This is a genomic window from Citrobacter gillenii (assembly GCF_013337685.1).
Taxonomy (GTDB): Bacteria; Pseudomonadota; Gammaproteobacteria; order Enterobacterales; family Enterobacteriaceae; genus Citrobacter; species Citrobacter gillenii.
Genome location: NZ_SUQN01000005.1, coordinates 220,576 through 247,107 on the forward strand (window position 1 = coordinate 220,576; position 26,532 = coordinate 247,107).

A 26,532-nucleotide genomic window follows, 5' to 3' on the forward strand; every position below is an offset into this window, starting at 1 on the left:
GAGGTGCATAGCACCAGTACCCCTGTCATATCGCCGATCTGAAATCGTTAACTCGAAAACAAGTTCTCACAATCCTTTTTCGTTTCTAACTCAGAGGAAAAATGATAGGGGGTCACTGCTAAACGTAGACATCAATATTTTTAGTATTATTCCCTGCAACGTTCGAACTTGATTTGTCACTTACCGTAGGTAATGCACCCGACGCCATTTGGTTTTTTTCTGCTTCTTGTTTTTGTAATTGAGCAATTTTTGCGTACATAGACTCGATTTGCCTTTGAATCATCTCCATCTGCTGTTTAAGCAGTTTTGCCTCATCTTCGGAGGTTACTTCATTTATTTTTGAACCCATGGCGCTGAGTTCTTTTGTCAACTCACCAATTTGTTTTTTCAGGTTTTGAATTTGTTGTGAAACAGAGTTGCCAGTACTTGAAGGTGCTTGTTTTACTGTGCTTTGCAGTATGTCCTGACCCAAAGTGCTAACTGTCATGCTCATGGTGGTTCCTCCGGCCTTACATTTATTACCCATTATCGTCATCTTTCGAAATTACTTTATAGCAAAGATTAAGTTGTGGCTTCCTGCACCACAGCATTATTTGTACTGCTCTATACTATCTGCTGAGTATCGCGGAGGAGCTTATGAAAGAAGGGTATTACTGGATTCAGCATGTCGGTGTTGTACAGGTAGCGTACTACACGAATGACACTGTTGATGACTTGGAAACGGGGAAAATAATCACAGGTGTTTGGCATCTGACCAGAGGCGATGACATTTGCCATAACGGTGAAGCAGAGGTGTTAGAAGGTCCTCTCTCTCCACCATTGTAAACAACCGTACTTACTTCGAGGCTGCCGCATGGCGGCCTTTTTTTTATTCCCCTCATTCCTGAGAGGACTCACAGCAATTTAGAGGGGGCTAAATGCCCGATCCGATTTCCGGTACTGGGCTGGCTGGTGGTGTCCTGACGGGGGCCAGTGTCTATGAACTGTTAACCGGAACCGATTACGGTGTGGTGTTTGGCGCATTTATCCGGGTAGCCCGTTCACGGGTCATAAGTAACGAAGTGTGATGTATATGTAAGATCGTATGCGCCTGTTAGGACGCAACTGGAAACAGAGCCTTATAGGCGTATCAGAAAAACCTCCGGCTATGCCGGAGGATATTTAAATAATTTCACCAGTCTTATAACCAAATTTCTCAAGTTTTAGCCTGGCTTCTTCTGCAATCTGCCATGATGAATTAACGGCTACCCAGATATTAGAATGTGTTTCGGGCTGATTCAGTGTTAAAGAATCTATGAAAACTTGAATCGGGTTTATAAACCCCTCTCTTTTTGTGCTCTCCAAAACAGAGTTAAGACTGTTGCTGATACTTTTACAGGCTTCTGTTAGTGCTGCAATATCCGCATCAAAACTGGATAAGTACACTCTGAATCGTTCATTTTTCCCATTATTCACGATCTATCCTTTTTCATTGGTTGCTAGAACCAAGTAGTAGATCAGGAATTGAATTGGAGAGCAAGCTACTGTAATTGGCTAGTCTAACCTTGCTCGATGGAAAAATTATCAAACATCATTTTTAGGCTGCCAACTGGCGGCCTTTTTCATTTCAGGCTCACGGGAATCATCCGCTACGTGCTTTGTTGATAAATCCAGCCCGTGAAGCCTGACCCTTTAATCACACACAGCGCCATCCGAAGAATCGGAGGTGAGGCTATGACCAGAATGAGCACCATTTACAGCAGACTTTCATATGGAACAGGAACCACGCTGACCGGCTGCGGTGTATCAGCGAAGGCATATGCCGAAACAGCTAAAACAGCAAAAGAGGTGTCCTGGATGTTGGCCGACAGAATTGCAGGGTTAAGCCTGAGCGACTGGGCAATTATTGTCGGTATCGCATGCACTGTTATTACGTGTGCAGTGAACTGGTATTACAGGAAAAAGGAAAGGGAGGACCGGCTTAATGGTAATGTCACCAAAGCTGAAGAATAAACTGAGCGCAGCGGTCGTTGGTTTGATTCTTGCCGGGGCTTCCGCGCCCGTGATTCTCGATCAGTTTCTGGATGAGAAAGAGGGTAACAGCACAACAGCGTACAAGGACGGCTCTGGTATATGGACCATTTGCCGTGGCGCCACGATGGTTGATGGTAAGCCGGTAGTTCAGGGCATGAAGCTGTCAGCAGAGAAATGTGCCCAGGTAAACGCCATTGAACGCGATAAAGCGCTGGCGTGGGTTGGGCGAAATATCAAGGTACCACTGACCGAACCACAGAAAGCCGGGATCGCATCTTTTTGTCCGTATAACATCGGTCCCGGAAAATGCTTCCCGTCTACGTTCTATAAGCGCATCAATGCTGGCGACCGTAAAGGAGCCTGTGAAGCGATCCGCTGGTGGATTAAAGACGGTGGCCGCGATTGTCGTCTGACCAAAGGCCAGAAAAATGGCTGCTATGGGCAGGTAGAAAGGCGAGACCAGGAAAGCGCGCTGACGTGCTGGGGGATAGGCCTGTGAGTCGACTATCCACAATTATCTTAGGTGCGGTCATCTGCATCATCGTATCACTTGGCTGGGCTGTTAATCACTATCGCGATAACGCCACCGAATACAAGAAGCAGCGTGATGAGAAAACTCAGGCTCTGAATTTGGCTAACACTACCATTACAGATATGACAACTAGGCAGCGAGAAGTTGCTGCACTGGATGCTAAATACACGAAGGAATTAGCAGATGCGAATGCTGAAAATACTGCTCTGCAGCGCAAGCTTGATAATGGTGGGCGGGTGTACGTCAAAGGCAAGTGTCCAGTGCCAGCCTCAACCGAAACCACCAGCTCCTCCAGCATGGGCAATGATGCCGCCATCGAACTCTCTCCAGTTGCTGGACGAAACGTTCTCGGTATCCGCTCAGGAATCATCAATGACCAGGCAGCATTGAGGACATTACAGGAGTTCATCGCTAATCAGTGCCTTAAGTAGCTATTGCTCGTTTATTAATACGATGAATTGAAATATATTAACCTTCACATACATGTGGAGGTTTCTATGTCTTCTTGGCAGTGCCCATATTGCGGGCATCTTTCAGTTTTCGAAAAAATTCAAAAGAAAGATAACGAATTCGCTATTAGTGCTGACACTAAGTATGGAGCGCTGGTGTTTGAGTCATGGGTTAATGTTTGCCCAAATCCTGAATGCAAAGAGTTCACATATGCCTCGAGGGTTTCATCTGCAGAGCTTGTGGGAGGTTTCTACCACGCAACTAAGGAAATCGAATCTTGGGTAAACAGACCAAATGGACAATACAAACAATTTCCTGACTATGTTCCTGCCCCAATACTTGCAGATTACAAAGAAGCCGTTTTGATTAAAGACCTCTCGCCAAAGGCATCAGCGACACTCTCGCGTCGATGTCTTCAGGGGATGATCAGGAATGTTTGGAATGTCAAACCAGCAAGATTGGTCGATGAGATAAAAGCCATTGAGGGCCAGATAGAATCTGGTATGTGGAAAGCCATTGATGCTATTCGCAATATTGGCAATATTGGTGCTCATATGGAAAATGACATTAACGTGATCGTTGATGTTGATCCAGACGAAGCGGAAATGCTTATCGGTCTACTAGAGCTACTTATTCAAGAATGGTACATAGAAAGGCATGAAAGGCAGCTAAGAGTTGAAGCTATCACTGCCTTGGCCGCAGAAAAAAAAGCAATGAAACAAGCTAGATAATCGGTTTTTGACGATTTTTTTATTGTCATCATCATACTGATTGCAGCAGGCATACGCTGAAAGTCTGTGATAATCATGTTGAAACTGCTATGAAATTACATCAAATTATCTATGCCATACATACCATGTTGATAATAGATAAGGAGTTACTATGTTAGAGGGATATTTCGGAAACGGACCAGCTGAAAAAGATAGAAAACGCTTACTGGCTGTCCAGGCAGCTCTTGAAATTTCCAAAGCAACGGTTGCATCCGCAACTGCGATTGCTGGTGTGAAATCAGGCTACGATTTAGAGCATGTAACGAAAAAAGTTGAAGCATTGGCAGATGCAATACAGGCAGCCCTAGATAAATAATTGCTTTCTTAAGGTAACAATTTCATTGCCATCACAAAGGCCACCTTCGGGTGGCTTTTTTAATGGCTTGAACCATAGGAATAGAACCATGGCAAAACCGGACTGGGGAGCGCTGCAAGACCAGTTCCTCACCGAACATGCCAAATCCGGTCCCCCCCAATGAACTGGTGCGATTAGCTAGGACTGATTAACACATCTGCACGGCCAACTGAATTGTGGACTGGCCCGATACCGGTAGATGATCCTGTTCTAAGCATTATCTAGAGAAAACGATATTCATTCTCATTTACGGGGACCTTTCCGGTGTTCCGGCCTGTTACGGGGCGGCGACCGCGCAGATTCTCGCTATTTATGAAAATTTTCCGTTAGTGGCCGTTTCCAGTTTCTTTCCGCGTACGACAAAAACTTTATTCAACAGACAGGACAATACCGATGCCAGCCCGAGCTAAGCGTCCATGCCGGCACAAAGGATGTGCGGCAATCACCAACGATGCCAGTGGGTATTGTGACCAACACCGACAACAGCATGTTGGTGATGGTTGGAGAAACTATCAGGCAGGTAAGAGCAGACAGGATCGAGGATATGGTCGGCTCTGGGAAATCATACGGGAGCGTGTCCTACAGCGTGATCAATACCTGTGTCAGAACCATCGCCGGCAGAAGATAGCGAAGAAAGCGACCAGCGTTGACCACATCATCCCAAAAGCTCATGGCGGCACTGATGACGATTCCAATCTTGAGTCGTTGTGCTGGGAATGCCACAGAGCGAAGACAGCAAGAGAACATATTCGATGATAATATTCACTGCTGTAATGCATAAGAACTGTTTCTACATTCATGCAGATACCCGGAAGGAATTTTGGGTGTTTTTAAGTAAAACACTGGGATGGGGCAAATTTGAGTTAATTCGCCCCTCTGACGAGTTTAGCCCTACTGGAGGGTTGTTTGAATTAGTCGAAGTGCGTTCGGCAGATTCAGAACCCCCTGAGTCAGTAACTGTAGGGTCAAATGTTTTATGGCGTCTCCCGGAAGCTCTCGGAGTTTTGAAATCAATCCCTTCTTCTGATCTTCAGATATATTTGCGACACGGATTATATCCTCAAGGGCAACAATCGTGTCATTGTGTAACCGAACGGTTTGAACCTTAAGGATTGCACTTAAGCCGCCATCATCAAGAAGAAAATCAATTCCTTTCTCTGTAATGTTGCAGTATGGGGCGTTGAAGATAAAATCAACGCCAGCCATTGTTTCGCTGCGTACGAAAGGTGTAGAAACAAGACTATGCATTTCAAGATATAGCATGCACGCCACAAAGTGATCATAGTTATCAAACTTCTCAATGAGGTCTCGCTCCTGTGCCTTGTTTAAAGAGTTAGGAGCACAATCTATAAGAGCGTTGAGGATCTCAAGTTGTAAGGCTCTATCATATTTTCTAGTTTTATCCATTTCTTAGACTCCATCGTTTATTTATTGAGAATAACTGAAGACACTATGCTGAACATCCTGATGGATGACCAGTATCTGCTTTTGCATGCTTTCTTGCTGTCATCTTCAAGGGGGAGGGGGGGATAAAATCCCTGACCCCTTTCGCGCTTTAGGACTGCCCGCTTCCTCGTATTTTTATACCCGCGAAAAATGAAATTTAACCAGGAGTGTCGCTTATGGCTGGAACGGCGGGGCGTTCCGGGCGTCGCCCCAAGCCAACGGCGCGCAAGGAGCTGGCAGGGAACCCCGGCAAACGAGCCCTGAATAAAGAGGAACCTGTATTCACTCCGATTAAAGGTGTGGCACCACCTGACTGGTTTTCTGAGGATGATGGTCTGCCAATGGCGGCCGTCATGTGGGAACTGACCACGAAAGAATTATGTGGACAGGGATTACTGTGTGTTACCGATCTTGCCGTACTTGAGCGCTGGTGTGTTGCATATGAGTTCTGGCGCAGGGCGGTTAAAAATATCGCCAGAGAAGGGCTGACTATCACTGGTGCTATGGGGGGGAAGATAAAAAACCCTGAGCTAACCGCAAAGAAAGAGCAGGAATCGGAGATGAGCTCTACCGGCTCCATGCTTGGCCTTGATCCCAGCAGTCGACAACGCCTAATCGGCCTTGCCGGACAGAAGAAAACCTCTAACCCATTCCTGAAGATGATCAACTCATGAGCCGGAAATCGTACCCCAACGTAAACGCCGCGAATCAATACGCCCGCAACGTTGTGCGGGGGAAAATTCCGGCGTGCCAGTTTGTCATTCAGGCCTGCCAGCGTCATATCGATGACATGGCGGCTGAAAAGAGTAAGAAATTTCGTTACCGCTTCGATAAAGACATGGCAGAAAAGGCCGCGAAATTTATCCAGTTGTTGCCACATACAAAAGGAGAGTGGGCATTCAAGCGGATGCCGATCACTCTGGAGGCATGGCAACTGTTTATTGTGTGCTGCGCCTTTGGCTGGGTCCAGAAAGGGTCGAAGCTTCGACGATTTCGCGAGGTTTACACGGAGATACCGCGTAAAAATGGGAAATCAGCTATTTCGGCAGGTGTGGCGCTGTACTGTTTTACCTGTGATAACGAGTTTGGCGCTGAAGTATATTCCGGGGCCACAACTGAAAAACAGGCGTGGGAAGTATTCAGACCAGCTCGTCTGATGTGTAAGCGCACCCCGCTGCTGGTGGAAGCGTTCGGGATTGAAGTTAATGCGTCCAACCTGAACCGGCCAGAAGATGGCGCGCGTTTTGAGCCGCTGATTGGTAACCCTGGGGACGGCGCTTCACCGCACTGTGCGATTGTTGACGAGTATCACGAACATCCCACAGATTCGCTCTACACCACTATGCTGACGGGTATGGGGGCGCGGCGACAACCACTAATGTGGGCGATCACGACGGCGGGTTACAACATTGAGGGTCCATGCTACGACAAACGGCGTGAAGTGATTGAGATGCTGAACGGCACAGTACCGAATGAGGAATTGTTCGGCGTGATATACACCGTCGACGAGGGGGATGACTGGACCGATCCTAAAGTGCTGGAAAAAGCTAACCCGAATATGGGCGTGTCGGTCTATCGTGACTTTCTCCTCAGCCAGCAACAGAGAGCTATTAATAACGCCCGTCAGGCTGGTGTATTTAAAACTAAACACCTCAACATCTGGGTTGCAGCCCGTGCCGCTTTCTACAACCTGGTTTCCTGGCAGAACTGTGAGGATAAGACACTTACGCTGGAGCAATTCGAAGGACAGCCATGTGTTCTGTCTTTCGACTTGGCGCGCAAGCTGGATATGAACAGTATGGCGCGGTTGTTCACCAGGGAAATTGACGGCAAGACACATTACTACAGCGTTGCTCCCCGCTTCTGGGTTCCCTACGACGCAGTATTCAGCGTTGAAAAGAACGAAGATCGTCGTACTGCGGAGCGATTTCAGAAATGGGTTGAAATGGGACTGCTTACAGTTACTGATGGCGCTGAAGTTGATTACCGCTACATCCTTGAAGAGGCCAAGGCGGCAAACAAGCTCAACCCAGTCAGTGAGTCACCGATTGACCCGTTCGGCGCGACGGGGCTTTCACATGATCTGGCTGATGAAAGCCTTAATCCGATCACTATTGTTCAGAACTACACCAATATGTCTGATCCGACGAAGGAGCTGGAAGCCGCCATTGAGTCAGGCCGCTTTCATCACGACGGGAACCCGATTATGAGCTGGTGTATCAGCAACGTCGTCGGGAAGTATTTGCCCGGTAATGACGATGTGGTTAAACCCATCAAAGAGCAGAACGAAAACAAAATCGATGGCGCGGTTTCGCTGATTATGGCAATCGGACGGGCAATGTTGAATAGCCGGGCGAGTAATTCATCCGTTTACGACGAGGAAGATGTAGCATGCTAATGACGTTTTTAAGTTTTTTTATCGGCCTCGCCGGAGCCGCGTTACTGTCTGCCGGTGCCTGGCTTATTTCACCTGCAGCCGGGCTTATTACTGGCGGTTCAATCTGCCTGCTGTGGTCATTTTTAATCGCGAAATCAATGTCTGCCAGCGTAATTAAATCAGGGGGTGAATAATGTTCATTCCCCAGATGTTTCGGGGTAAATCTCAGTCTGGTGGTGGCTTCTGGCAGGCGATGCTGGGTGGTGTGAGTTCCAGCCAGAGCAAGGCGGGGATCGTTATCACTTCTGAAACCGCAATGGCGTTATCGGCGGTCCGGGCATGTGTAACGCTTCTGGCAGAATCGGTGGCGCAGCTGCCGTGTGAACTTTACAGGCGAGGCGCTAACGGAGGTCGTGAACGGGCGACTGACCACCCTGTTTATGATCTGATTCATTCCCAGCCCAATAAAAAAGACACCTCGTTTGAATACTTTGAGCAGCAACAGGGCCTGCTCGGGCTGGAGGGGAATTGCTACTCGATCATCGACAGGGACGGGAAAGGATATCCCCGCGAATTAATCCCGGTTAATCCCAAAAAAGTCATCGTCCTGAAAGGGCCTGACGGGATGCCCTATTATGAACTCCCCGAAATTGGCGAAACGTTGCCAATGCGCATGATGCATCATGTGAAGGTTTTCTCGTTGGATGGTTATATCGGTAGCTCTCCAATCCAGACGAACGCAGACGTTCTTGGGCTAAACCTCGCCGTGGAAGAGCATGCTTCTCAGGTCTTTCGCCGTGGTACAACGATGAGCGGCGTTATTGAGCGTCCAAAAGACGCTCCGACGATCAAAAGCCAGGATGCTATCGACCGCCTGCTGGCAAAGTGGACGGACAGATATTCCGGCGTCAGAAACGCCTTCTCTGTTGCATTGCTTCAGGAAGGGATGAGCTACAAGCAGTTATCTCAGGACAATGAGAAAGCGCAGCTGTTGCAGTCCCGTCAGTGGGGCGTGGAGGAAGTGTGCCGGCTCTATAAAATCCCGCCTCATATGGTGCAGATGCTGGCGAAAGCCACGAATAACAACATTGAGCACCAGGGGCTGCAGTTTGTGATGTACACGCTGTTGGCCTGGCTGAAGCGCCATGAAGGCGCATTAATGCGCGATCTGCTTTTACCCAGCGAGCGCGGTGATCTGTACATTGAATTCAATGTTTCTGGCCTGCTGCGCGGGGATCAGAAGTCACGCTATGAATCTTATGCATTAGGCCGCCAGTGGGGCTGGTTATCGGTTAACGACATTCGCCGCATGGAGAACCTTCCTCCCATCGCCGGAGGGGATAAATACCTGACGCCTCTGAATATGGTCGACAGTAAACAAATCTTACCTGGCAATAACGCGCCAACAGCTAAACAACTGGCAGAAATCGAAACTATTCTGGCCAGAGCCTGATTATTCCCCGCGCTGCGGGCTGACCTGGTATATCTCATGACAACAAAATTAATTAATCTGCCGCATCTGGCAGAGATGGTCTTTGGCGTTCCTCATTACGCTACACAACAGACGATGGACGCCGTGAAGGCGGTATTGCTTCCCCGCATTCAGGGAACGGTGACGGATCCGGTCATTACGATGGCACTTAATCCGGATGATTCGCCATCCCCGGAAGAGCTTCAGCCAGCCAGTGATATTGCTGTGATACCTGTTCACGGGATACTGGTCCCCCGGCGCGGGCAAATTACAGCGATGTGTACCGAACTGACAAGCTATGAGCGAATCCGCAGCCAGCTGCATTCGGCATTAAATGACCCATCAATCAGTGAAATCGTTCTGGATATTAATTCCGGTGGCGGTCACGCATCAGGGTGCAAAGAGCTGGCTGATTATATTTATCAGTCGCGAGAAACGAAACCGATCACCGCTATTGTGAACTTTAATGCCTTCTCTGCCGCGTATTTTATCGCGTCGGCCTGCAGCAAGATTGTCGCCAGTCAGACCAGTGGCGTTGGCTCTATCGGGGTGATCATGGAGCACCTGGATACGTCAAAGCTGGAAGAGATCATGGGCGTAAAATTTACTGCACTCTACCGGGGAGATAACAAGAATAATGGCACGTCACATGCCGCGTTGAGTGAATCGGCTCTGACGATGTTCAACAAAATGCTCGACGATATGTACGAGACATTTATTTCCTCTGTTGCTGAGTATCGTGGCCTTAAACAGCAGGCAGTAATCGATACCCAGGCGGGACTTTACTTCGGCGCTGATGCCATTTCTGCTGGTCTTGCTGATGAAGTTTCGGATCCTCAGTCTGCGATTAATGCCATTGCAGCAAAGTACAAACAACCTCAACAAACCACTTCCATAAAGTTGCAGGCAGCCGCGATGGACCTGCAAACCAGAATGTAACCCGGCGCTAACGCGTCATTACCAGAAAGCAGCCAACAGGCTGCTTTTTTTTATGCCAAAAAGAGAGAAAAAACATGGATCATATTGAAGAATTGCGTCGTGAACGTGCGGGTATTAATCAGAAGGTTCAGGTACTGGCGGCAGTAGAAACTGGTGGCGGTACGCTGACAGCGGAGCAGTTAACCGAATTTGCCAGCCTGCAGCAGCAGTTCACGGATATCAGCGCCAAGATTGAGCGTCTGGAAGCGGCTGAACGTGCTGCAGCGCTTGTCGCCAAACCGGTTAAAGCCACACAGCAGGCTCCTGGTATCAGCGTTAAAGCAGAGCCAAAGCAATATACCGGCGCAGGAATGACCCGTCTGGTGATGTCGATTGCGGCAGCACAGGGTAACGTCCAGGACGCTGCAAAATTTGCAGCTGAAGATCTGAATGACCAGTCTGTCTCGATGGCCATCAACACTGCCGCCGCTTCAGGTGGCGTTCTTATTCCGCAAAACCTTCACAGCGAGATGATCGAACTGCTGCGCGATCGCACCATCGTTCGTAAGCTGGGCGCGCGCTCCATTCCGCTGCCGAACGGCAATATGGCGCTGCCGCGTCTGGCCGGTGGTGCGACGGCGAGCTACACCGGGGAAGGCAAGGATGCGAAAGTATCAGAGGCCCGCTTTGATGATGTGAAACTCACTGCGAAAACCATGATTGCAATGGTGCCAATCTCCAACCAGCTGATTGGTCGTGCTGGCTACAACGTGGAGCAGCTGGTCCTGCAGGATATTCTGACCGCGATTTCTGTTCGTGAAGATAAAGCCTTTATGCGTGATGACGGTACCGGTGATACGCCTGTCGGTATGAAAGCGCGGGCAACTGAGTGGAACCGCCTGCTTCCGTGGGAAGCTGCTGCAGAGGTTAATCTGCAGACGATTGATACCTATCTCGACAGCATCATCCTGATGGCGATGGACGGCAACAGCAACATGATCAGCTGCGGCTGGGGTATGTCGAACCGTACCTACATGAAACTGTTCGGTCTGCGCGACGGTAACGGTAACAAGGTCTACCCGGAAATGGCCCAGGGGATCCTGAAGGGATTTCAGATTCAGCGTACCAGCGCTATCCCGGCAAACCTCGGTGACGGCGGCAAAGAGTCAGAAATTTACTTCGCTGACTTTAATGACGTGGTTATCGGTGAAGACGGCAACATGAAGGTGTCGTTCTCGCAGGAAGCCTCCTACCAGGACGGGGATGGCAATCTGGTTTCCGCGTTCTCCCGTAACCAGTCGTTGATCCGCGTGGTGACGGAGCACGATATCGGCTTCCGTCATCCGGAAGGTCTTGTTCTCGGGACAAAAGTGCTGTTTTAACCGGTCCTGCACTCTGTGCGACCACGGTCGCACAGAGTAATAGCACGTAATTCCCCAGGCCCGCAGCAGCGGGTTTTTTCTTTTCAGGAGCAAAACGATGACAACGAAAGCGGCAAAAGCAGCGGCGGCTGCAGCCGGTGATGTGAAAAAACCGGATGAACTGACGCCGGAAAATACAGTGGACGGGGATGACGGTCAGAATACTGCAGCGGGTTCAGGTGAGGCAGGTGTTGATCTTACCGGAAGTGAAACAAACGGGGCCACGGGCCTGACGGGAGCAGAAGTGGCGCGGAAAGCGGTTTTTTTCCTGGGACCCTATCATCGTTATTCACGCGGTGATACGGCCTGTTTTGATGTTGAGTATGCAGAGAAACTGGTTGAACGCCATATTGCGGTATGGCCAGAAGATGCGGAAAAGGCGCTGAGTCCCCGCAAGGGAGCCGATGACCATGATACTGAAATTGGATGATGTGAAAACCCAGCTCCGTCTGGAGCCGGATTTCACGGAGCATGACGACATGCTCACTAAAATGGTGGCGGCGGCGCAAAAGAGTATTGAGCGTGACTACTACTGCAAACTGGTGGGAAGCGATGACGAACTGCAGGCGCTGCCGGAAGGGGTACGCGGTTTTGTGGCGGATGAAGATATCCAGCTGGCCATGCAGTACCTGGTCGGGGATGCGTATCTGAATGGTTTCACTGGTCAGTGGCTGGAGACGGCTGCGGTCCGGCATCTTCTTTTCCCGTTGCAGGAGAACACCGTATGAGCCTGAAGCCGGAAGAGATGACCTGCCGTCTTTCGATTGGGTATATGCAATCCGGCCGGGGGCCGCTGGGTGAACATCTGCCGGAGCAGCTGGTCGCGACCGGGAAAGCCTGGGCGAAGCGCGAGCTGGTATCGGGCAGAAAGGTCCGCACACTGGATCAACAGCAGGTTGTTGAAACGTGTCTTTTTACCACTCATCCGAACCTGAATATTGATATCGACTGGAAAATAACGACGTCTGACCGGGTTTATACCGTTCGTAACGTCGAACGTCTTGCGGACCGCATTATCATCACAGGGGAGGCAGACGCACGTCATGATCGAGCTGGCATTAAAGACAGCACTTGAACGCCTGACCGGGCTGGATGTTTATCCTCTGCTCCTGACTGATGAGCTGCAGGAGGGGATTACTTACCAGTGTATTTCCGATCCGGAGCTGTACGCCGGACTGTTGCGCACAGGTCTGATTGCGGGCCGCTTCCAGATAGCGATTCATCTGCTTAATGACTACACCCGCCTGTTACAGCTGGATAAGAAAATAAGCGCGGAATGGACCGCTATCGTGCATGGCCAGCTGGAGGGTTTTCCCGTGCAGAATGTGGTCCGTGGTGGAATACAGCAGAGTAAAACGGTACTGACCAGCGGCAATATTCAGTACCGGCTCGTGCGGGATTTTACCTTTCACTACCGGGACGCCTCACCATGATCACTATGGACGTAAAAGGGTTGGACGAGCTGGAGCGGCAGCTTACTGCGCTCGGTGAAAAGGTCGGCACGAAGGTGTTACGTGATGCAGGGCGTGAGGCGCTGAAAGTGGTGGAAGAAGACATGAAACAACATGCCGGCTTCGACGATGCGTCCTCTGCAGAGCATATGCGTGATTCCATCAAAATTCGCTCTTCCACCCGGAAAGGTCGCGGAAATACGGTGGTCACCCTTCGGGTTGGCCCCAGCAAAAAGCATTACATGAAAGCGCTGGCCCAGGAGTTCGGGACGGTTAAACAGGTTGCCGATCCGTTCATCCGTCCGGCACTGGATTACAACGTCCAGAAGGTTCTGCGCATTCTGACCGTAGAAATCCGCAATGGCATTCAGAACAGGTAGCAACCGCTGCCCACTATTTAAGAGAGAATCATTATGGCTGATGAAAATAACACGCCAAAATCATCCCCTGAGTACGCAATGCTTCCTGCCGGGACGGTGGTGAAGTTTGGGGAGGTAGGTGCCGCTGTAGCGGCGTTGAAACCCCTGATTAACTGTAAGGCACTGGGCGCGACAGGTCAGACGGGAGGATTTGTCGACTGCACCACCCTGCTGGACAAGAGTAAGCAGTCGGTGTCAGACCTGCCGGAAGGGCCGGAGAAATCGCTGGGATTCATTGACGACCCGGAAAACGAAGATTTCACCGCGTTCCTCAATGCTGCAGAACAGCGTAAGACAGTTCAGTTTTATATTGAGCTGCCGAACAAACGAACGGCTTCAATGATCCTTGCGCTTTCAGGCTGGCAGATGAACGAAATCACGGCGCCTGCCAGTGAAGTTATCCAGATTACGGTGCAGGGTAAGCAAAATAACATTAAATGGGGGATTGCCGCCCCGGCGCCAGATGCCGGAGCGTAATCCGTTTCCCGTTACACACCGCCTCCGGGCGGTTTTTTTTCGTCTGAAAAACAGGATACACCATGTCTGAATTTAGCCTCTCCGCACTGAAAAATGCACTGCTCAAAACGAAATCCACGCCTACTGAAACTGAAATTTTAGGCACAAAGGTTTACCTGCGTCGGCTGACGGCGGCTGAGCTTATTGATCATGAAGATGCACTCATCGAGGCGCAGACCTCTGGCAATGCCCGCATGGCGTCTGAGCTGAGCGTACAGATTGTTATCGACAGCCTGGTTCAGCCTGACGGCTCGCCGATTAAAGCCAAAGACAAACCCACGGCGAAGGAGTTGCTGGCGGCACACGATAACGTTGCGCTTCTGGATGCCATCGACAAAGTGAAAAAGCACGCCATCGGTAAGCTGGAAACCGCCGAAAAAAACTGAGTGACTCGCCCTGGCTGGAGCTGATTTTCTGGCTGGCCGACCGCTGGGGCGAGCCTGACCCGTCAAAAATTGCGGCGCTTCCGGCTGACACGCTTTTCCACTGGCGTGCTTTCTTCCTCAAACAGGGCATTTTCAAAAAGCCTTCGCCAGAAGGTTCTGACAATAACCCGCCCCCTGTTAAATCCACCACCGCCGCCGTGAATCCGAGTCTGGATGCGCAGTGTGCGGCAGTCATGAAGGTATTAATGTAATGGGTGACGTTGCCTCTCTTGCCGTTGGGCTGCATCTGAATGCAGCGAACTTTAAATCGCAGCTGATGAGCGCCTACGGCAGCGCTGAGAGTCAGTCACGCCAGTTTAACCGCAATGCCCGGGCTGATGCGAAAAAGACGGAGGATGCCTGTAAGCGTGTTTCTGCTTCGGTATCAGGGCTGGCTGGCAGGCTGGCAGGTTTTGCCGGGGCGGGGTTATCGCTGGGCACCATTATCAGCACCACGCGGCAGTACAGCCAGTCGTTGTCGGATTTGCAGGCTATCACCGGTGCCACCAGTGCGCAGATGAAACTGTACGATCAGGCGGCGCAGGAAATGGGCCGCACAACGGAATACAGCGCATCACAGGCCGCCGAGGCCATTAAACTGATGGCTTCGGCAAAGCCTGAACTGCTGAGTACCTCTGCGGGGCTGACTGCGGCGACCAAAAGCGCGTTAACGCTGGCCCAGGCGGCAGGGACGACGCTTCCGGATGCCACCCGAACGCTGGCCCTGTCATTAAACCAGTTCGGGGCGGGAGCCAGTGAAGCCGACAGGTATATCAACGTGCTGGCTGCTGGCGCGAAATTTGGCTCGTCGGAGATAGCCGATACTGCTGCCGCGATTAAAAATGGCGGGGTGGCAGCGGCACAGGCTGGCGTGGGTTTTGAAACCCTCAATGCCGCCATACAGATACTGGCGGAGCGAGAAGTGAAAGGCGGCGAAGCCGGGACCGCACTGCGCAACGTGATCCTGAATCTGGAGAAGGGAACCGATAAGACCCTGAAGCCTTCTGTTGTCGGGCTGAGCCAGGCGCTGGAGAACCTGGCGGGAAAAAACCTGTCAACCAGGCAGGCCGTAAAGCTGTTCGGGGTGGAAAACCTCAGCGCGGCATCCATCCTGGTGCAGAACCGCGAGAAGGTGGAGTCGCTGACTGCCGCCCTTACCGGTACGCAGACCGCGCATGAGCAGGCCGAAATCAGGGTAAATAACCTGAACGGCGATCTTCTCAGCCTGACTTCGGCTTTTGAAGGTCTGATTATTAAGGTAGGACAGAGCGGAAACGGTCCGCTGCGCAGTGGTGTTCAGACCGTTACCGATGCCATTAATGGCCTGACGGATAATTTTAATACGGTTGCCAACGTTGCGCTGTATACGCTGATTCCTGTTCTGGCGACAAAACTGACGGCAGGTATCAGGGGGAACATCGGTGCCTGGGTTGAGCAGCAGCAGGCGGTCAGGGCCAGCGCGATGGCGCAGGCCGATATGGCGCGAAAAACGCTGGAAAGTACCGCTGCCACGCTGGCGCAGAATAACGCAGAATTCGGGCGTTATCGGGAAATGGAGAAAAGCGCCAGACAATTTGGCCTTAACGTGAGTTACCAGAGCGAGTTTAACCGCTTAATCCGCCAGGAAACCGAGCAGACACTGCTCTCTACCCAGGCAAAGAGCCAACTGAATGCTGCCAATAAACAGCTTTCCGTTTCAGCCCGCGCAGTCTCTGCAGCAGTAGGTATGGCCAGAGGGGCGCTGGCACTGGTGGGCGGTCCGGTGGGGGCGGCGATGCTTGCCGGTTCGGCGTTGCTATATTTCCATAATCAGGCGAAGAATGCCCGCCAGTCAGCGATTGACCTGAAAAATGCTGTTGTTGAAACGAATGAAGAGCTAAAAAAACTGTCGCTTAACCAGCTCAATGTGAAGCAACTGGACATTGATGAACAGTTTGAGAATCAGGTTATTCAGCGAAATAAACTGATTAAAGAAATTCAGGATGCGGAAAGCCGTATTGATGGATTGAGTGGCTTTGATCCGTTCGGACAACTTAAAGGCGTACAGAACGATAAAACCCGCTACAAAGGGGATCTGGATGCCGTTGAGCAGGGGTTAAAACTCCTCAAAGAACGGCAAAAAATTGTCAAAGAGGCTATAGAACAGGCTAAATCAGGGAAAACCGATACCACGCCTAAGCCGGATAAACCTGGGAATGAAACAGGCAGCGATAAACCCGATACCCCCTGGACCGGGGAAGGCGGGGATACGGGTAAGGGGCAAAAGGCGAAGGTTAACCAGTATGAGCAACTGCGGCGTGAAATCGAAGCGGCGCATGCTTCCAGTCTCGGACGAATCAACCTGCAGGAGCAGGAAAGCGCCAGGAAACTCCTTGAAGCCGCCCGCGCTGACGGAGCCAGCGAGGCCGATATTCAGAAGACGCTGCTGCTGAATGCTGAAAATTATCAGAAACAGCGCCTCGAACTGGCAGAACAGTATGCGCCGGCCAGAGCAACTCTTACGAAAGAGCGCGAAGCGAGTCAGGAGTTGAAGTCACTCCTGGATGCCCGTCTTCTGGATGAAAAGGAATACCAGACGGCCAGAATCACGCTGGCACAAAGTACGGCCCGCGAACTGTTACAGGCACAGGCAGCGGCAATGTCTGCCCCTCTGATTGATATCGCCGGGACGGTTGATCCGCTGGCAGAACTGCGCAATCAACTGACCGAGCGCCAGTCACTGCTGCAGGCGTTTTATCAGAATGATGCGATCAACAAAGAGCAGTACGAACTGCTGAAGCAAAAGACGGATAAAGATTCCGCTGATGCGCAGTACCAGACGGCGGTGGAGCTTTATAAGTCGCAGGGGAATCTGAACAGCCTCGCCATCGGCCTGATGGAAACCACCCAGGAGCGAACCTCCAACATGCTGACCGGCATGCTGAACGGGACGCAGACACTCCGGGACGGGATGATTGGGTTATTTTCCTCCCTGACACAGTCGGTGATTAAAAATCTTGTCGATATGGCAGCGCAGGCGCTGATTACCAACACCATCCTGAAATCCATTATGGGCATCGGCGGCAGTCTTTTTGGCGGTGCAGCCACGGCGAGTACCGGCACGGCCATCAGCAGTTTTGGCAGCAGTTTTAGTTTTAATGCGAAAGGCGGTGTTTATGACTCACCTTCATTAAGTGCCTACAGTAACGGCATCTATGACAGCCCGACCCTGTTTGCTTTTGCAAAGGGGGCAGGCGTGTTTGGTGAAGCTGGCCCGGAAGCCATTATGCCTCTGGCAAAAACGACTGACGGTACACTGGGTGTCAGGGCGCTGGGGGACCCGGGTTCCTCTGGTAGTGGTATGAATGGGGGGATTGTTTATTCACCTGAGTATCACATTACCATCCAGAATGACGGGCAAAACGGGCAGATAGGGCCGCAGGCATCGCAGATGCTGGTCAAAATGGTCGACACGCGTGTCATGAGTATCCTGAGAACTCAGGGACGTGATGGCGGCATGCTGGCGGGAGGATAAGTGAAAACCTTTCATTGGGCACCCAGGGAGGGGATGCAGTCTTCTGTTTCCCCTTCGGTGACAACCATAAAATTTGGGGATGGCTATGAGCAACGTCGCCCGACCGGACTCAACCATCAGTTAATTAACTTCCAGCCTGTTTTCCGTATAACGTCGGACAATTCCCGCACCGCACTTGAAGCGTTTCTGGCCGAGCACGGAGGATATAAAGCCTTTCTGTGGCGACCGCCAAAATACAACCGCACGATAAAAGTTGTCTGCCGGGAGTGGTCTGTTACGGACAACGTCACGTATTCCGATTTCAGCTGTAAATTTGAGCAGGTCATTGCTTAAGGATCCTTATGCAAGATATTCCTCAGAACACCCTCAACGAAACCACGAAAACCGAACAGTCGGCCCGCATTGATTTGTGGGAAATCGACCTGACGGCCTTTGGTGGCCAGCGTTACTATTTTTCAAATGAACTGAACGAGAATGGCGAGCCGATCACCTGGCAGGGCCGGAAGTATGACGTTTACCCGATACAGGGAACCGGGTTCGACCTGGTAGGGAAAGGGACTACCGCCCGCCCGACGCTGGCGGTGTCGAACCTGTTTGGCATGGTTACGGGACTTGCGGCAGATATGCAGAGCCTCGTCGGGGCCACGGTGGTAAGGCATGTTGTGTACGCCCGTTTTCTCGATGCGGTGAACTTTACAGGCGGCAATCCGGAGGCCAACCCGGAACAGGAAGTGGTCAGCCGCTGGGTGATTGAACAACTGTCTGAGCTGAAAGCCACCACGGCGACCTTCGTGCTGGCCACACCGACCGAAACGGACGGCAGCGTGTTTCCGGCGCGGATCATGCTGGCTGATGTCTGCAACTGGACCTACCGTTCTGATGAGTGTGGTTACATCGGGCCGCCTGTGGCGGATGAGTTTGACAAGCCCACGACAGACCCGGCAAAAGATGCCTGCAGCAAATGCCGTACCGGCTGCGAGCTGCGTGATAACCTGCCGCGCATCGGCTGCTTCCTCTCGATTAACCGTCTTTCCTGATGGATACACATATGAACAAAACACTCCTGGCGCATGCTGCTTCGTGTGCGCCCGCTGAATCATGCGGCTGGGTGGTGAATACGCCTGCCGGGGAGCGGTATTTTCCCTGCCAGAATCTTTCCGCTGAACCGACCCTGTATTTTCGCATGGATCCGGCAGATTACCTTCAGGCACAGGCGGCGGGCGATGTGGTGGCCCTGGTACACAGCCATCCTGATGGCCTGCCGTTTCTCAGCGATGTTGATCGCCGCCTGCAGGTGCAGAGTGACCTGCCGTGGTGGCTGGTCTGCGATGACCGGATATACAAATTTCGTTGCATGCCGTTCCTCACCGGTCGGGTATTTGAGCATTGCGTGACGGACTGTTACACCCTGTTCCGCGATGCGTACCATCTGGCCGGTATTGAGATACCAGATTTTGCGCGGAAGGAGGACTGGTGGAAGCAGGGGGATAATCTGTATCTGGATAATCTGGAGGCGACCGGTTTTTACCGGGTGAATGCCACAGAGGCCCAGCCCGGAGACATTCTGATTTGTTGTTTTGGTTCATCGGTTGCCAACCATGCTGCGATTTACTGCGGCGACGGCGAACTGTTGCACCATATTCCTGACCAGCTCAGTAAACGCGAGAGGTATACCGACAAATGGCAACGCCGCACACACTCGATATGGCGACACCGGGCATGGCACGAGTCTGCCTTCACGGGGATTTACAACGATTTGGCCGCAGCTTCAACCTCAGTATAAAAACGGGGGCCGAGGCCATTTACGCGCTGGCCATGCAGGTTCCGGGCTTCCGGAAGAAAATGAATGATGGCTGGTATCAGATACGCATCGCCGGTCAGGATGTGAATGAAACCAGCCTGTCAGCCCGTCTGCACGAGCCGTTGCCGGACGGGGCCATTATTCATATTGTCCCACGCATGGCTGGGGCGAAATCTGGTGGTCTGTTCCAGGTGGTGCTGGGAGCAGTGGCAATAGCCGCGTCCTTTTTTACAGCAGGGGCTTCACTGGCAGCCTGGGGAGCAGCGTTATCTGCCGGTGCTATTTCGGCATCCTCGGTTCTGTTTTCACTGGGGGCGGCCATGATGCTGGGTGGTGTGGCGCAGATGCTGACGCCGCAGGCAAAAATCCCCTCGTCCAGGCAGACCGATAACGGTAAACAGAATACCTATTTTTCGTCGCTGGACAACATGGTGGCGCAGGGTAATGCCCTGCCGGTGTTATACGGTGAAATGCTGGTCGGTTCCCGCACGATCTCCCAGGAAATCAGCACACGGGATGAAGGTGGCGGGGGGCAGGTGGTGATTATCGGTCGCTGACTTACTGCAGCATATTTGTATTTACATAGAACCGCCTCCGGGCGGTTCTGTCTTTTCAGAGGGAACAGATTATGGGTAAGGGTGGTGGCAGCAGTAAAACGCCGCATGAGGCTCCTGACGACCTGAAATCCAGTCAGATGCTGACCGTTGTTGATGCCATCTGCGAGGGGCCGATTGAAGGCCCTGTGGACGGGCTGAAGAGTGTCAGAATTAACAAAACGCCGGTCCTCGACAGCGACGGTAACGCGATGGTTCACGGTGTCACCGTGGTTTACCGCGTGGGGGAGGATGAGCAGACCGCGATGGAGGGGTTCGAAGACTCCGGCGCGGAAACCCTGCTGGGTGTGGAGGTGAAGAAGTCAGAGCCGGTTACCCGCACGATTACCACTAAAACGCTGGACCGTCTGCGCTTTACCTTTGGAGTGCAGTCGCTGGTCAGTACCAGTACCAAAGGCGACCGCAACCCGACCAGCGTACAGATGCTGATCCAGTTTCGCCGGGATGGCCAGTGGCAGGTGGAGCGGGATATCACCATTACGGGGAAAACGACCACGCAGTTTCTGGCATCCGTGGTGATTGATGATTTACCGCCCCGACCGTTTGAAGTCCGCATGCTGCGCCTCACTGATGACAGCACGACAGACCTGCTGCAGAACAAAACGGTGTGGTCGGGCTATACCGAAATCATCGATGTGAAACAACGTTACCCGAATACTGCTGTTATCGGCGTAAAAGTGGACGCGGAGCAGTTCGGCAGCCAGCAGGTCACGCGAAACTATCTCCTGCGCGGGCGTATTGTGCCGGTGCCGTCAAATTACGATCCTTTAAAACGGACGTATACGGGACTCTGGGACGGGACGTTTAAACCCGCCTGGACAGATAATCCGGCCTGGTGTGTGCTGGATATGCTGACTCACCCGCGCTATGGCATGGGAAGCCGCATTGGTGTTGCCGATGTGGACAAGTGGTCGCTGTATGCCATTGCACAGTACTGCGATCAGCCTGTTCCTGACGGTTTTGGCGGGACTGAGCCGCGTATCACCTGCAATGCGTATCTGACGGACCAGCGTAAAGCGTGGGACGTGCTGGGGGACTTCTGTTCCCTGATGCGCTGCATGCCGGTCTGGAACGGCAGCACCCTGACGTTTGTGCAGGACCGGCCCGCCGATAAAGTCTGGACCTATACGCAGAGTAATGTGGTGATGCCCGCTGACGGTGCGCCGTTCATCTACAGCTTCAGCGCACTGAAAGAGCGCCACAATGCCGCCGAGGTCCGTTACACCGACCCGAATAACGGCTGGGAAACGTCCACCGAACTGGTGGAAAACGACGCTGCCATCCGGCGCTACGGTCGCAACGTTCTGAAGATGGATGCATTCGCCTGTACCAGCCGTGGGCAGGCGCACCGCGCCGGACTATGGGCCGTCACCACCGAATTGCTGGAAACGCAGACGGTGGATTTCTCCGTGGGAGCCGAAGGGCTGCGACATGTTCCCGGCGATATCATTGAGGTCTGTGACAGTGATTATGCCGGCGTGACCGTAGGCGGGCGCGTTCTGTCGGTCGACAGTCTTACGCGCACGCTCACGCTGGACCGTGAGGTGGAGATACCGGCAGGCGGCAATGTGGTGATGAACCTGGTGGGCAGCGATGGTCAGCCTGTTACCGTCGCAGTTACCGCGCACCCCGCCCCGGACTGCGTGACCGTCAGCCAGTTACCCGATGGCGTGGCGGAGTACAGCGTGTGGGGGCTGAAACTGCCGGACCTGCGCCAGCGCCTGTTTCGTTGTGTGGCCATACGGGAGAACGATGACGGCACGTATGCCATTACCGCCGTACAGCATGTTCCGGAGAAAGGATCCATCGTGGACAACGGGGCGACGTTTGATCCGTTACCGGACACCGGTATAACGAATACGCCGCCTGCCGTGCAGCACCTGACCACAGAGATTCTGGCAGAGGAGGGGCAGTATCAGGCGCGGGCGCGATGGGATACCCCGCGTGTGGTTAAGGGGGTTAACTTCTCCCTGCGCCTGACGGTGAAAGCGGAAGATAACAGCGACCGGCTGGCCAGCAGCCTGACCCTGACAAAAACGGAGCATACTTTCCGTAACCTGACGCCGGGACGTTACACCCTGACGGTGCGGGCGGTGAACAGCCAGGGCCAACAGGGCGATCCGGCCAGCACGGATTTCAGCATCGCCGCACCGGCAGAACCTTCTTATGTTGAGCTGACTCCCGGCTATTTTCAGATAACAGCCACCCCACGCCAGGCGGTATACGACCCTACGGTGCAGTATGAATTCTGGTTTACGGATACGCAGATTGCCGATATCCGCCAGGTGGAAACCGATGCGCGTTATCTCGGCACCGCGCTGTACTGGATTGCAGCAAACGCGAATATAAAACCCGGAAAGGATTATTACTTCTATATCCGGGCCGTGAACCAGGTCGGGAAATCGGCGTTCGTGGAGGCTAAAGGGCAGGCCAGCAACGATGCAGCGGGTTACCTGGATTTCTTCAAAGGGGAAATCACCGAAAGCCATCTGGGGAAAGAGCTGCTGGAGAAGGTGGAGCTGACGGAGGACAACGCCAGCCGGCTGGATGAGTTTTCGAAAGAATGGCAGGACGCGAACGGCAAATGGAATGCCATGTGGGGCGTGAAGATAGAGCAGACCAAAGACGGGAAGCACTATGTGGCTGGTCTGGGCCTGAGTATGGAGGACACGGAAGAAGGGAAGATAAGCCAGTTTCTGGTAGCGGCTGATCGTATCGCGTTTATCAACCCTGCAAATGGCAATGAAACACCCGCCTTCGTGATGCAGGGTGACCAGATATTTATGAACGAGGTGTTCCTCAAATATCTGACGGCCCCGAGCATCACCAGCGGTGGGAACCCGCCGACCTTTACGCTGACGCCTGACGGCAGACTGACCGCCCGTAATGCCGATATCAGCGGTCATATCAGTGCGAGCTCTGGTGCCCTCAATAATGTGACGATTGAGGAGAATTGCACCATAAAGGGGACGCTCCGGGCTGAGCGTATTTTGGGGGATATCGTTAAGGCTGCTGGTAAGGAATTTCCTTACTTTCTTGAACCCAATACAGGTCAAAAACGGTACGCCAACGGGACACTGACGGTTGTGATTGAAGATGACCAGTCATTTGACCGACAGGTTTCCATTCCAGCGATTACCTTTCAGGGGGCAGCGTATGACAGCCAGACCAGTAACGACGTATGGGATGCCTGTACGCTGATTGTCAGGAAAAACGGGGTGGAGATCTACAAGCAGACAAGCAGAGGTGTACCGGCCGTTTTTTCTCGAACACTGGATATGCCTGTCGGGAGCGGACGGATGACGCTGAGTTTCAGCGTCAGTACACACGGTAACAGCAGCGGCTATCCATTTTCCCGAATCAGTGACCTGCTGGTTATTGTGACGAAAAAATCATCAGCCGGAATAACAATAAGTTAATGACAGAAACCGCCTCCGGGCGGTTTTTTTATGGAGGTAGTATGCCGGTACTCATATCAGGCATTCTCAGAGATGGCGCGGGAAACCCCGTACAGGACTGCACTATTCAGCTGAGCGCTAAGAAAACCAGTCCGACCGTTGTTGTGGAGGTGACTTCATCCACTCTTACAGGAGCGGACGGTCACTACAGCATTGAGGCTGAGCCCGGTTATTACAGTGTGTCACTGTTGCGGGAAGGTTTTCCTCCCTCAGTGGCCGGTGACATTTATGTGGCCCCTAACGATACGCCGGATACCCTGAATGCGTTTCTCGATGCGCCGAAGGATGCGGACCTTCGTCCGGAGGTGATGAAACGCTTTGAGGAAATGGTAAACCGCGTTGTGGATTTGAGCGGTGCAACAGAGAAGGATCGGGAACGCGCTGAACAGGCCGCACAGTCAGCCGCACAGAGCAATGATAATGCAGCCGCATCTGAAAATGCCGCGCGTGAAAGCGCCCTCACGGCCACGCAGGCGGCAGAACAGGGTGATAACAGCGCGGCAGCTGCGGCCCTGAGTGAGCAGTATGCCAGAGAGTCCAGCAACAAGGCTGCTAAATCAGAAGCTGAAGCAGCAGCCAGTGCAGAATCGGCATCAGCAAGTGAAGCATCAGCCCTGCAGGCAGCCGAAACGGCTGAGAACCAGAAAGATGCAGCCACTGAGAGCGCCACCCGCGCAGAACAGGCCAGAAATGAGGCCCTGACGCTGCGCGATGAAGCTCAGGAAAATGCCCTGAATGCCCGGAACAGCGCACAGGCTGCTGCTTCCAGTGAGAAAGAAAGTGGACAGGCAAGGGATGAAGCACAGCTTCTTGCTGAACAGGCCAGAAGTGCAGCCTCAAAAGCCGCCGCTGATACTATTAAAGAGATACAGGAAAGTGAAGACCTCAGTGGTCCGCCAGGTCCGCCAGGTCCGCAGGGGCCAGCAGGTGAAAAAGGTGAAAAGGGGGACAAGGGAGACACCGGATTAACGGGGGCAACAGGACCAACTGGCCCTGCAGGTCCGCAGGGCCTGGCAGGTGCAAAAGGCGAAAAGGGTGACAAGGGAGACACCGGGCTAACGGGGGCAACAGGACCAACTGGCCCTGCAGGTCCGCAGGGCCTGGCAGGTGCAAAAGGCGAAAAGGGTGACAAGGGAGACACCGGGCTAACGGGGGCTACAGGACCAATTGGCCCTGCAGGTCCGCAGGGACCGACAGGTGCAAAAGGTGAAAAGGGTGACAAAGGAGATGCCGGGTTAACTGGTGCCAGAGGGGCTACTGGAGCAACTGGCCCGGCAGGCGCAAAAGGGGATAAGGGAGATAAAGGGGATACCGGGTTAACTGGACCGCAAGGACCTGCAGGCGCTAAGGGTGCAACAGGCGCTACGGGACCGCAAGGACCGCAGGGACCAGCAGGCGCACCAGCGGGTGCTCTTCATGCTGTAGGTACGTTTGCGCTGGCGTATATATCATCGCCCAGGCCTGTAAATCCTGGTGCCAGTTATGCAGGGAGTAGTTTACAAGCTTGCGGAATTCTCAGTAGCAGCGTGGGTAAATCATCGTTTTGTATCAAGGTTGGTATCAGTTCATATACTTTGCCAGGTACATGGCGTGCATGTGGCGTTGTATCCTCCTCATCTGATGGTTTAGTTTCAGGTAATTTTGAATATTACGCTGGTCTTTTTCAGCGAATTTCATAACAGGAGATTGTATGAACATTAAGGACATTCAGGCTCCTGAGTGGGCGAATAAAGAACATACAGCGATTAACTGTAAGGTTAAATTTGCAGAGTTTGATGAGTTTCTGCCGTTCACTGCATGTCAGAACGATAATGAGGAGCATGGCAGGCGAATTTACAGTGAACTTGAATCCGGAAAGTATGGTCCTGTCACCCCTTTTGTTGTGACTGACAAAATGGTGGATAATTCACGCAACCAGAAGCTGGCTGAAATCAGCAACTGGCGGGATGCACAGGAAAACGCAAATATTATTTTTGAACTGGATGGTCATCGCTGGGATGGCGGAAAAGCCTCACAAGAACGGCTTGCTCCAGTTGTGGCAGTTGCGGGTTCAGGGGGGCTGCCGGAAGGGTTCTTCTGGACCGATGCGGATAATCACGATATTCCGGTGAATGCGGCGTTCCTGAAGCAACTGGAAGCGGCAATGGTGCAGGCGGTGGTGATACAGGGTTTTAAAATCCACGAACGGCAGCGGCAAATGAAAGAAAAGGTGGTGATGCTGAAGAGTCTGGATGAGATAGCGCAGTACAGGGTTGGCTGGCCGGAGGGCGATGGATGAGTCAGTTCACTACCCCGGCAATCCTGGAAATGCTGGGACACTAACATTTCCTGAACAATGCTGCTTATCTGTTCCTTCCCATACTTGCTGGCGTCAGTGTTGATCGCCGGCAGTGTCATGAGCGGTTTTACCCGAACACCAGCATCGGGGGAAGAACGCTCCCTCATCATACTCAGCCCCCTTGAATGCTATCATGTTCACGATGTTTGTACATGTAGGGAGACATGTACTTGATTGAAATGGAGACATAAATCTCACTTATATAGTTTTGTACTATAGTATGATGTCAGTTTCTAATGGAAA

The 26,532-nt window shown here is 52.3% G+C and carries 31 protein-coding genes and 3 pseudogenes; 30 read left to right on the forward strand and 4 right to left on the reverse strand.

The window, feature by feature from the left end:
* Nucleotides 1-118: 118 nt before the first annotated feature.
* Nucleotides 119-493 (reverse strand): FlxA-like family protein, encoded by a 375-nt coding sequence (locus tag FCH32_RS13235; RefSeq protein ID WP_016152722.1) that lies wholly within the window; start codon nucleotides 491-493, stop codon nucleotides 119-121.
* A 143-nt stretch (nucleotides 494-636) separates the two neighbouring features.
* Here FCH32_RS13235 and FCH32_RS13240 point away from each other — a divergent pair, with 143 nt between their 5' ends.
* Both FCH32_RS13240 and FCH32_RS13245 read left to right on the forward strand, forming a co-directional pair.
* Nucleotides 637-825, forward strand: coding sequence for a hypothetical protein (locus FCH32_RS13240; RefSeq protein ID WP_049268779.1), 189 nt, complete (start codon nucleotides 637-639; stop codon nucleotides 823-825).
* A 92-nt stretch (nucleotides 826-917) separates the two neighbouring features.
* Nucleotides 918-1,025: pseudogene (locus FCH32_RS13245) on the forward strand (putative holin); the annotation flags it as partial.
* A 136-nt stretch (nucleotides 1,026-1,161) separates the two neighbouring features.
* Here FCH32_RS13245 and FCH32_RS13250 read toward each other — a convergent pair.
* Nucleotides 1,162-1,455, reverse strand: a complete 294-nt coding sequence (locus FCH32_RS13250) for a hypothetical protein (protein ID WP_048233519.1) — start codon at nucleotides 1,453-1,455, stop codon at nucleotides 1,162-1,164.
* A gap of 258 nt (nucleotides 1,456-1,713) precedes the next feature.
* On the opposite strand from FCH32_RS13250, the gene FCH32_RS13255 reads away from it, so the two are divergent.
* The 7 genes and pseudogenes from FCH32_RS13255 (at nucleotide 1,714) to FCH32_RS13280 (ending at nucleotide 4,876) form a co-directional block, all read left to right on the forward strand.
* Nucleotides 1,714-1,992 (forward strand): phage holin, encoded by a 279-nt coding sequence (locus FCH32_RS13255; RefSeq protein ID WP_003832349.1) that lies wholly within the window; start codon nucleotides 1,714-1,716, stop codon nucleotides 1,990-1,992.
* Nucleotides 1,964-2,512: a lysozyme gene (locus tag FCH32_RS13260; RefSeq protein ID WP_049268778.1), complete on the forward strand. Its 549-nt coding sequence runs from the start codon at nucleotides 1,964-1,966 to the stop codon at nucleotides 2,510-2,512. Before FCH32_RS13255 ends, FCH32_RS13260 begins: the two co-directional genes overlap by 29 nt.
* The gene (locus tag FCH32_RS13265; RefSeq protein WP_049268777.1) at nucleotides 2,509-2,976 is read left to right on the forward strand and encodes a lysis protein; all 468 of its coding nucleotides are present in this window, start codon (nucleotides 2,509-2,511) and stop codon (nucleotides 2,974-2,976) included. The genes FCH32_RS13260 and FCH32_RS13265 overlap by 4 nt, the downstream gene beginning before the upstream one ends.
* A gap of 66 nt (nucleotides 2,977-3,042) precedes the next feature.
* A complete protein-coding gene (locus FCH32_RS23230) occupies nucleotides 3,043-3,726 on the forward strand; it encodes a DUF4145 domain-containing protein (protein ID WP_049268776.1) in 684 nt (227 codons plus the stop codon).
* Nucleotides 3,727-3,877: 151 nt separating this feature from the next.
* A complete protein-coding gene (locus FCH32_RS13275) occupies nucleotides 3,878-4,081 on the forward strand; it encodes a hypothetical protein (protein WP_049268775.1) in 204 nt (67 codons plus the stop codon).
* Nucleotides 4,082-4,169: 88 nt separating this feature from the next.
* A pseudogene (locus FCH32_RS23530) lies at nucleotides 4,170-4,255 on the forward strand (terminase small subunit); the annotation flags it as partial.
* 258 nt (nucleotides 4,256-4,513) lie between these two features.
* Nucleotides 4,514-4,876, forward strand: coding sequence for an HNH endonuclease (locus FCH32_RS13280; protein WP_075207154.1), 363 nt, complete (start codon nucleotides 4,514-4,516; stop codon nucleotides 4,874-4,876).
* Between the two features lie 135 nt (nucleotides 4,877-5,011).
* Here FCH32_RS13280 and FCH32_RS13285 read toward each other — a convergent pair whose 3' ends face one another.
* Nucleotides 5,012-5,527, reverse strand: coding sequence for a hypothetical protein (locus FCH32_RS13285; RefSeq protein ID WP_003841965.1), 516 nt, complete (start codon nucleotides 5,525-5,527; stop codon nucleotides 5,012-5,014).
* A 215-nt stretch (nucleotides 5,528-5,742) separates the two neighbouring features.
* Here FCH32_RS13285 and FCH32_RS13290 point away from each other — a divergent pair, with 215 nt between their 5' ends.
* From FCH32_RS13290 to FCH32_RS13390, 21 genes are all read left to right on the forward strand, one after another.
* The gene (locus FCH32_RS13290; protein ID WP_003832359.1) at nucleotides 5,743-6,240 is read left to right on the forward strand and encodes a phage terminase small subunit P27 family; all 498 of its coding nucleotides are present in this window, start codon (nucleotides 5,743-5,745) and stop codon (nucleotides 6,238-6,240) included.
* Nucleotides 6,237-7,964: a terminase large subunit gene (locus FCH32_RS13295; protein ID WP_016150031.1), complete on the forward strand. Its 1,728-nt coding sequence runs from the start codon at nucleotides 6,237-6,239 to the stop codon at nucleotides 7,962-7,964. Before FCH32_RS13290 ends, FCH32_RS13295 begins: the two co-directional genes overlap by 4 nt.
* Nucleotides 7,958-8,137 carry a hypothetical protein gene (locus FCH32_RS13300; RefSeq protein WP_003832363.1) on the forward strand — a complete coding sequence of 60 codons (180 nt, stop codon included), beginning with the start codon at nucleotides 7,958-7,960 and terminating at the stop codon, nucleotides 8,135-8,137. Before FCH32_RS13295 ends, FCH32_RS13300 begins: the two co-directional genes overlap by 7 nt.
* Nucleotides 8,137-9,396, forward strand: coding sequence for a phage portal protein (locus FCH32_RS13305; protein ID WP_095715875.1), 1,260 nt, complete (start codon nucleotides 8,137-8,139; stop codon nucleotides 9,394-9,396). The genes FCH32_RS13300 and FCH32_RS13305 overlap by 1 nt, the downstream gene beginning before the upstream one ends.
* Before the next feature lie 36 nt (nucleotides 9,397-9,432).
* Entirely contained in the window at nucleotides 9,433-10,353 is a 921-nt protein-coding gene (locus FCH32_RS13310) for a S49 family peptidase (protein ID WP_095715874.1), read from the forward strand.
* Between the two features lie 74 nt (nucleotides 10,354-10,427).
* Entirely contained in the window at nucleotides 10,428-11,714 is a 1,287-nt protein-coding gene (locus FCH32_RS13315) for a phage major capsid protein (RefSeq protein WP_095715873.1), read from the forward strand.
* Between the two features lie 97 nt (nucleotides 11,715-11,811).
* Nucleotides 11,812-12,183, forward strand: coding sequence for a hypothetical protein (locus tag FCH32_RS13320; RefSeq protein WP_095715872.1), 372 nt, complete (start codon nucleotides 11,812-11,814; stop codon nucleotides 12,181-12,183).
* On the forward strand, nucleotides 12,164-12,481 hold the full coding sequence (locus tag FCH32_RS13325; RefSeq protein ID WP_095715877.1) for a head-tail connector protein: 318 nt from the start codon (nucleotides 12,164-12,166) through the stop codon (nucleotides 12,479-12,481). The genes FCH32_RS13320 and FCH32_RS13325 overlap by 20 nt, the downstream gene beginning before the upstream one ends.
* Nucleotides 12,478-12,828 carry a phage head closure protein gene (locus tag FCH32_RS13330; protein WP_003832373.1) on the forward strand — a complete coding sequence of 117 codons (351 nt, stop codon included), beginning with the start codon at nucleotides 12,478-12,480 and terminating at the stop codon, nucleotides 12,826-12,828. Before FCH32_RS13325 ends, FCH32_RS13330 begins: the two co-directional genes overlap by 4 nt.
* Nucleotides 12,797-13,186 (forward strand): hypothetical protein, encoded by a 390-nt coding sequence (locus tag FCH32_RS13335; RefSeq protein WP_095715871.1) that lies wholly within the window; start codon nucleotides 12,797-12,799, stop codon nucleotides 13,184-13,186. Before FCH32_RS13330 ends, FCH32_RS13335 begins: the two co-directional genes overlap by 32 nt.
* The gene (locus FCH32_RS13340; RefSeq protein ID WP_032943069.1) at nucleotides 13,183-13,584 is read left to right on the forward strand and encodes an HK97-gp10 family putative phage morphogenesis protein; all 402 of its coding nucleotides are present in this window, start codon (nucleotides 13,183-13,185) and stop codon (nucleotides 13,582-13,584) included. The genes FCH32_RS13335 and FCH32_RS13340 overlap by 4 nt, the downstream gene beginning before the upstream one ends.
* 33 nt (nucleotides 13,585-13,617) lie before the next feature.
* Nucleotides 13,618-14,100: a hypothetical protein gene (locus tag FCH32_RS13345; protein WP_003832379.1), complete on the forward strand. Its 483-nt coding sequence runs from the start codon at nucleotides 13,618-13,620 to the stop codon at nucleotides 14,098-14,100.
* A 62-nt stretch (nucleotides 14,101-14,162) separates the two neighbouring features.
* Entirely contained in the window at nucleotides 14,163-14,525 is a 363-nt protein-coding gene (locus tag FCH32_RS13350; RefSeq protein WP_095715870.1) for a phage tail protein, read from the forward strand.
* Between the two features lie 250 nt (nucleotides 14,526-14,775).
* Nucleotides 14,776-18,078 (forward strand): phage tail tape measure protein, encoded by a 3,303-nt coding sequence (locus FCH32_RS13355; protein ID WP_135912184.1) that lies wholly within the window; start codon nucleotides 14,776-14,778, stop codon nucleotides 18,076-18,078.
* Nucleotides 18,079-18,411, forward strand: a complete 333-nt coding sequence (locus tag FCH32_RS13360) for a phage tail protein (protein WP_032949490.1) — start codon at nucleotides 18,079-18,081, stop codon at nucleotides 18,409-18,411.
* An 8-nt stretch (nucleotides 18,412-18,419) separates the two neighbouring features.
* Nucleotides 18,420-19,115 (forward strand): phage minor tail protein L, encoded by a 696-nt coding sequence (locus tag FCH32_RS13365; RefSeq protein WP_095715866.1) that lies wholly within the window; start codon nucleotides 18,420-18,422, stop codon nucleotides 19,113-19,115.
* 11 nt (nucleotides 19,116-19,126) lie between these two features.
* The gene (locus tag FCH32_RS13370) at nucleotides 19,127-19,861 is read left to right on the forward strand and encodes a C40 family peptidase (RefSeq protein WP_095715865.1); all 735 of its coding nucleotides are present in this window, start codon (nucleotides 19,127-19,129) and stop codon (nucleotides 19,859-19,861) included.
* A complete protein-coding gene (locus FCH32_RS13375) occupies nucleotides 19,759-20,436 on the forward strand; it encodes a tail assembly protein (RefSeq protein WP_095715864.1) in 678 nt (225 codons plus the stop codon). The genes FCH32_RS13370 and FCH32_RS13375 overlap by 103 nt, the downstream gene beginning before the upstream one ends.
* A gap of 71 nt (nucleotides 20,437-20,507) precedes the next feature.
* On the forward strand, nucleotides 20,508-23,912 hold the full coding sequence (gene gpJ / locus FCH32_RS13380; protein WP_095715863.1) for a phage attachment tail tip protein J: 3,405 nt from the start codon (nucleotides 20,508-20,510) through the stop codon (nucleotides 23,910-23,912).
* 41 nt (nucleotides 23,913-23,953) lie between these two features.
* The gene (locus FCH32_RS13385; protein WP_135912183.1) at nucleotides 23,954-25,630 is read left to right on the forward strand and encodes a prophage tail fiber N-terminal domain-containing protein; all 1,677 of its coding nucleotides are present in this window, start codon (nucleotides 23,954-23,956) and stop codon (nucleotides 25,628-25,630) included.
* Between the two features lie 11 nt (nucleotides 25,631-25,641).
* A complete protein-coding gene (locus tag FCH32_RS13390; protein ID WP_117341962.1) occupies nucleotides 25,642-26,229 on the forward strand; it encodes a DUF4376 domain-containing protein in 588 nt (195 codons plus the stop codon).
* A gap of 26 nt (nucleotides 26,230-26,255) precedes the next feature.
* Here FCH32_RS13390 and FCH32_RS13395 read toward each other — a convergent pair.
* Nucleotides 26,256-26,387, reverse strand: a pseudogene (locus FCH32_RS13395) (DinI family protein); the annotation flags it as partial.
* Nucleotides 26,388-26,532: the final 145 nt, after the last annotated feature.

What these genes read in the sequence shown, in the direction of transcription:
- FCH32_RS13320 (WP_095715872.1), top strand. Translation starts at nt 11,812, where the DNA reads ATGACAACGAAAGCGGCAAAAGCAGCGGCGGCTGCAGCCGGTGATGTG.
- FCH32_RS13335 (WP_095715871.1), top strand. Translation starts at nt 12,797, where the DNA reads ATGATCGAGCTGGCATTAAAGACAGCACTTGAACGCCTGACCGGGCTG.
- FCH32_RS13385 (WP_135912183.1), top strand. Translation starts at nt 23,954, where the DNA reads ATGCCGGTACTCATATCAGGCATTCTCAGAGATGGCGCGGGAAACCCC.
- FCH32_RS13315 (WP_095715873.1), top strand. Translation starts at nt 10,428, where the DNA reads ATGGATCATATTGAAGAATTGCGTCGTGAACGTGCGGGTATTAATCAG.
- FCH32_RS13240 (WP_049268779.1), top strand. Translation starts at nt 637, where the DNA reads ATGAAAGAAGGGTATTACTGGATTCAGCATGTCGGTGTTGTACAGGTA.
- FCH32_RS13305 (WP_095715875.1), top strand. Translation starts at nt 8,137, where the DNA reads ATGTTCATTCCCCAGATGTTTCGGGGTAAATCTCAGTCTGGTGGTGGC.
- FCH32_RS13345 (WP_003832379.1), top strand. Translation starts at nt 13,618, where the DNA reads ATGGCTGATGAAAATAACACGCCAAAATCATCCCCTGAGTACGCAATG.
- FCH32_RS13330 (WP_003832373.1), top strand. Translation starts at nt 12,478, where the DNA reads ATGAGCCTGAAGCCGGAAGAGATGACCTGCCGTCTTTCGATTGGGTAT.
- FCH32_RS13355 (WP_135912184.1), top strand. Translation starts at nt 14,776, where the DNA reads ATGGGTGACGTTGCCTCTCTTGCCGTTGGGCTGCATCTGAATGCAGCG.
- FCH32_RS13260 (WP_049268778.1), top strand. Translation starts at nt 1,964, where the DNA reads ATGGTAATGTCACCAAAGCTGAAGAATAAACTGAGCGCAGCGGTCGTT.
- FCH32_RS13325 (WP_095715877.1), top strand. Translation starts at nt 12,164, where the DNA reads ATGATACTGAAATTGGATGATGTGAAAACCCAGCTCCGTCTGGAGCCG.
- FCH32_RS23230 (WP_049268776.1), top strand. Translation starts at nt 3,043, where the DNA reads ATGTCTTCTTGGCAGTGCCCATATTGCGGGCATCTTTCAGTTTTCGAA.
- FCH32_RS13340 (WP_032943069.1), top strand. Translation starts at nt 13,183, where the DNA reads ATGATCACTATGGACGTAAAAGGGTTGGACGAGCTGGAGCGGCAGCTT.
- FCH32_RS13365 (WP_095715866.1), top strand. Translation starts at nt 18,420, where the DNA reads ATGCAAGATATTCCTCAGAACACCCTCAACGAAACCACGAAAACCGAA.
- FCH32_RS13375 (WP_095715864.1), top strand. Translation starts at nt 19,759, where the DNA reads ATGGCAACGCCGCACACACTCGATATGGCGACACCGGGCATGGCACGA.
- FCH32_RS13300 (WP_003832363.1), top strand. Translation starts at nt 7,958, where the DNA reads ATGCTAATGACGTTTTTAAGTTTTTTTATCGGCCTCGCCGGAGCCGCG.
- FCH32_RS13295 (WP_016150031.1), top strand. Translation starts at nt 6,237, where the DNA reads ATGAGCCGGAAATCGTACCCCAACGTAAACGCCGCGAATCAATACGCC.
- FCH32_RS13275 (WP_049268775.1), top strand. Translation starts at nt 3,878, where the DNA reads ATGTTAGAGGGATATTTCGGAAACGGACCAGCTGAAAAAGATAGAAAA.
- FCH32_RS13350 (WP_095715870.1), top strand. Translation starts at nt 14,163, where the DNA reads ATGTCTGAATTTAGCCTCTCCGCACTGAAAAATGCACTGCTCAAAACG.
- FCH32_RS13310 (WP_095715874.1), top strand. Translation starts at nt 9,433, where the DNA reads ATGACAACAAAATTAATTAATCTGCCGCATCTGGCAGAGATGGTCTTT.
- FCH32_RS13370 (WP_095715865.1), top strand. Translation starts at nt 19,127, where the DNA reads ATGAACAAAACACTCCTGGCGCATGCTGCTTCGTGTGCGCCCGCTGAA.
- FCH32_RS13290 (WP_003832359.1), top strand. Translation starts at nt 5,743, where the DNA reads ATGGCTGGAACGGCGGGGCGTTCCGGGCGTCGCCCCAAGCCAACGGCG.
- FCH32_RS13285 (WP_003841965.1), bottom strand. Translation starts at nt 5,527, where the DNA reads ATGGATAAAACTAGAAAATATGATAGAGCCTTACAACTTGAGATCCTC.
- FCH32_RS13235 (WP_016152722.1), bottom strand. Translation starts at nt 493, where the DNA reads ATGAGCATGACAGTTAGCACTTTGGGTCAGGACATACTGCAAAGCACA.
- FCH32_RS13390 (WP_117341962.1), top strand. Translation starts at nt 25,642, where the DNA reads ATGAACATTAAGGACATTCAGGCTCCTGAGTGGGCGAATAAAGAACAT.
- FCH32_RS13280 (WP_075207154.1), top strand. Translation starts at nt 4,514, where the DNA reads ATGCCAGCCCGAGCTAAGCGTCCATGCCGGCACAAAGGATGTGCGGCA.
- gpJ (WP_095715863.1), top strand. Translation starts at nt 20,508, where the DNA reads ATGGGTAAGGGTGGTGGCAGCAGTAAAACGCCGCATGAGGCTCCTGAC.
- FCH32_RS13255 (WP_003832349.1), top strand. Translation starts at nt 1,714, where the DNA reads ATGACCAGAATGAGCACCATTTACAGCAGACTTTCATATGGAACAGGA.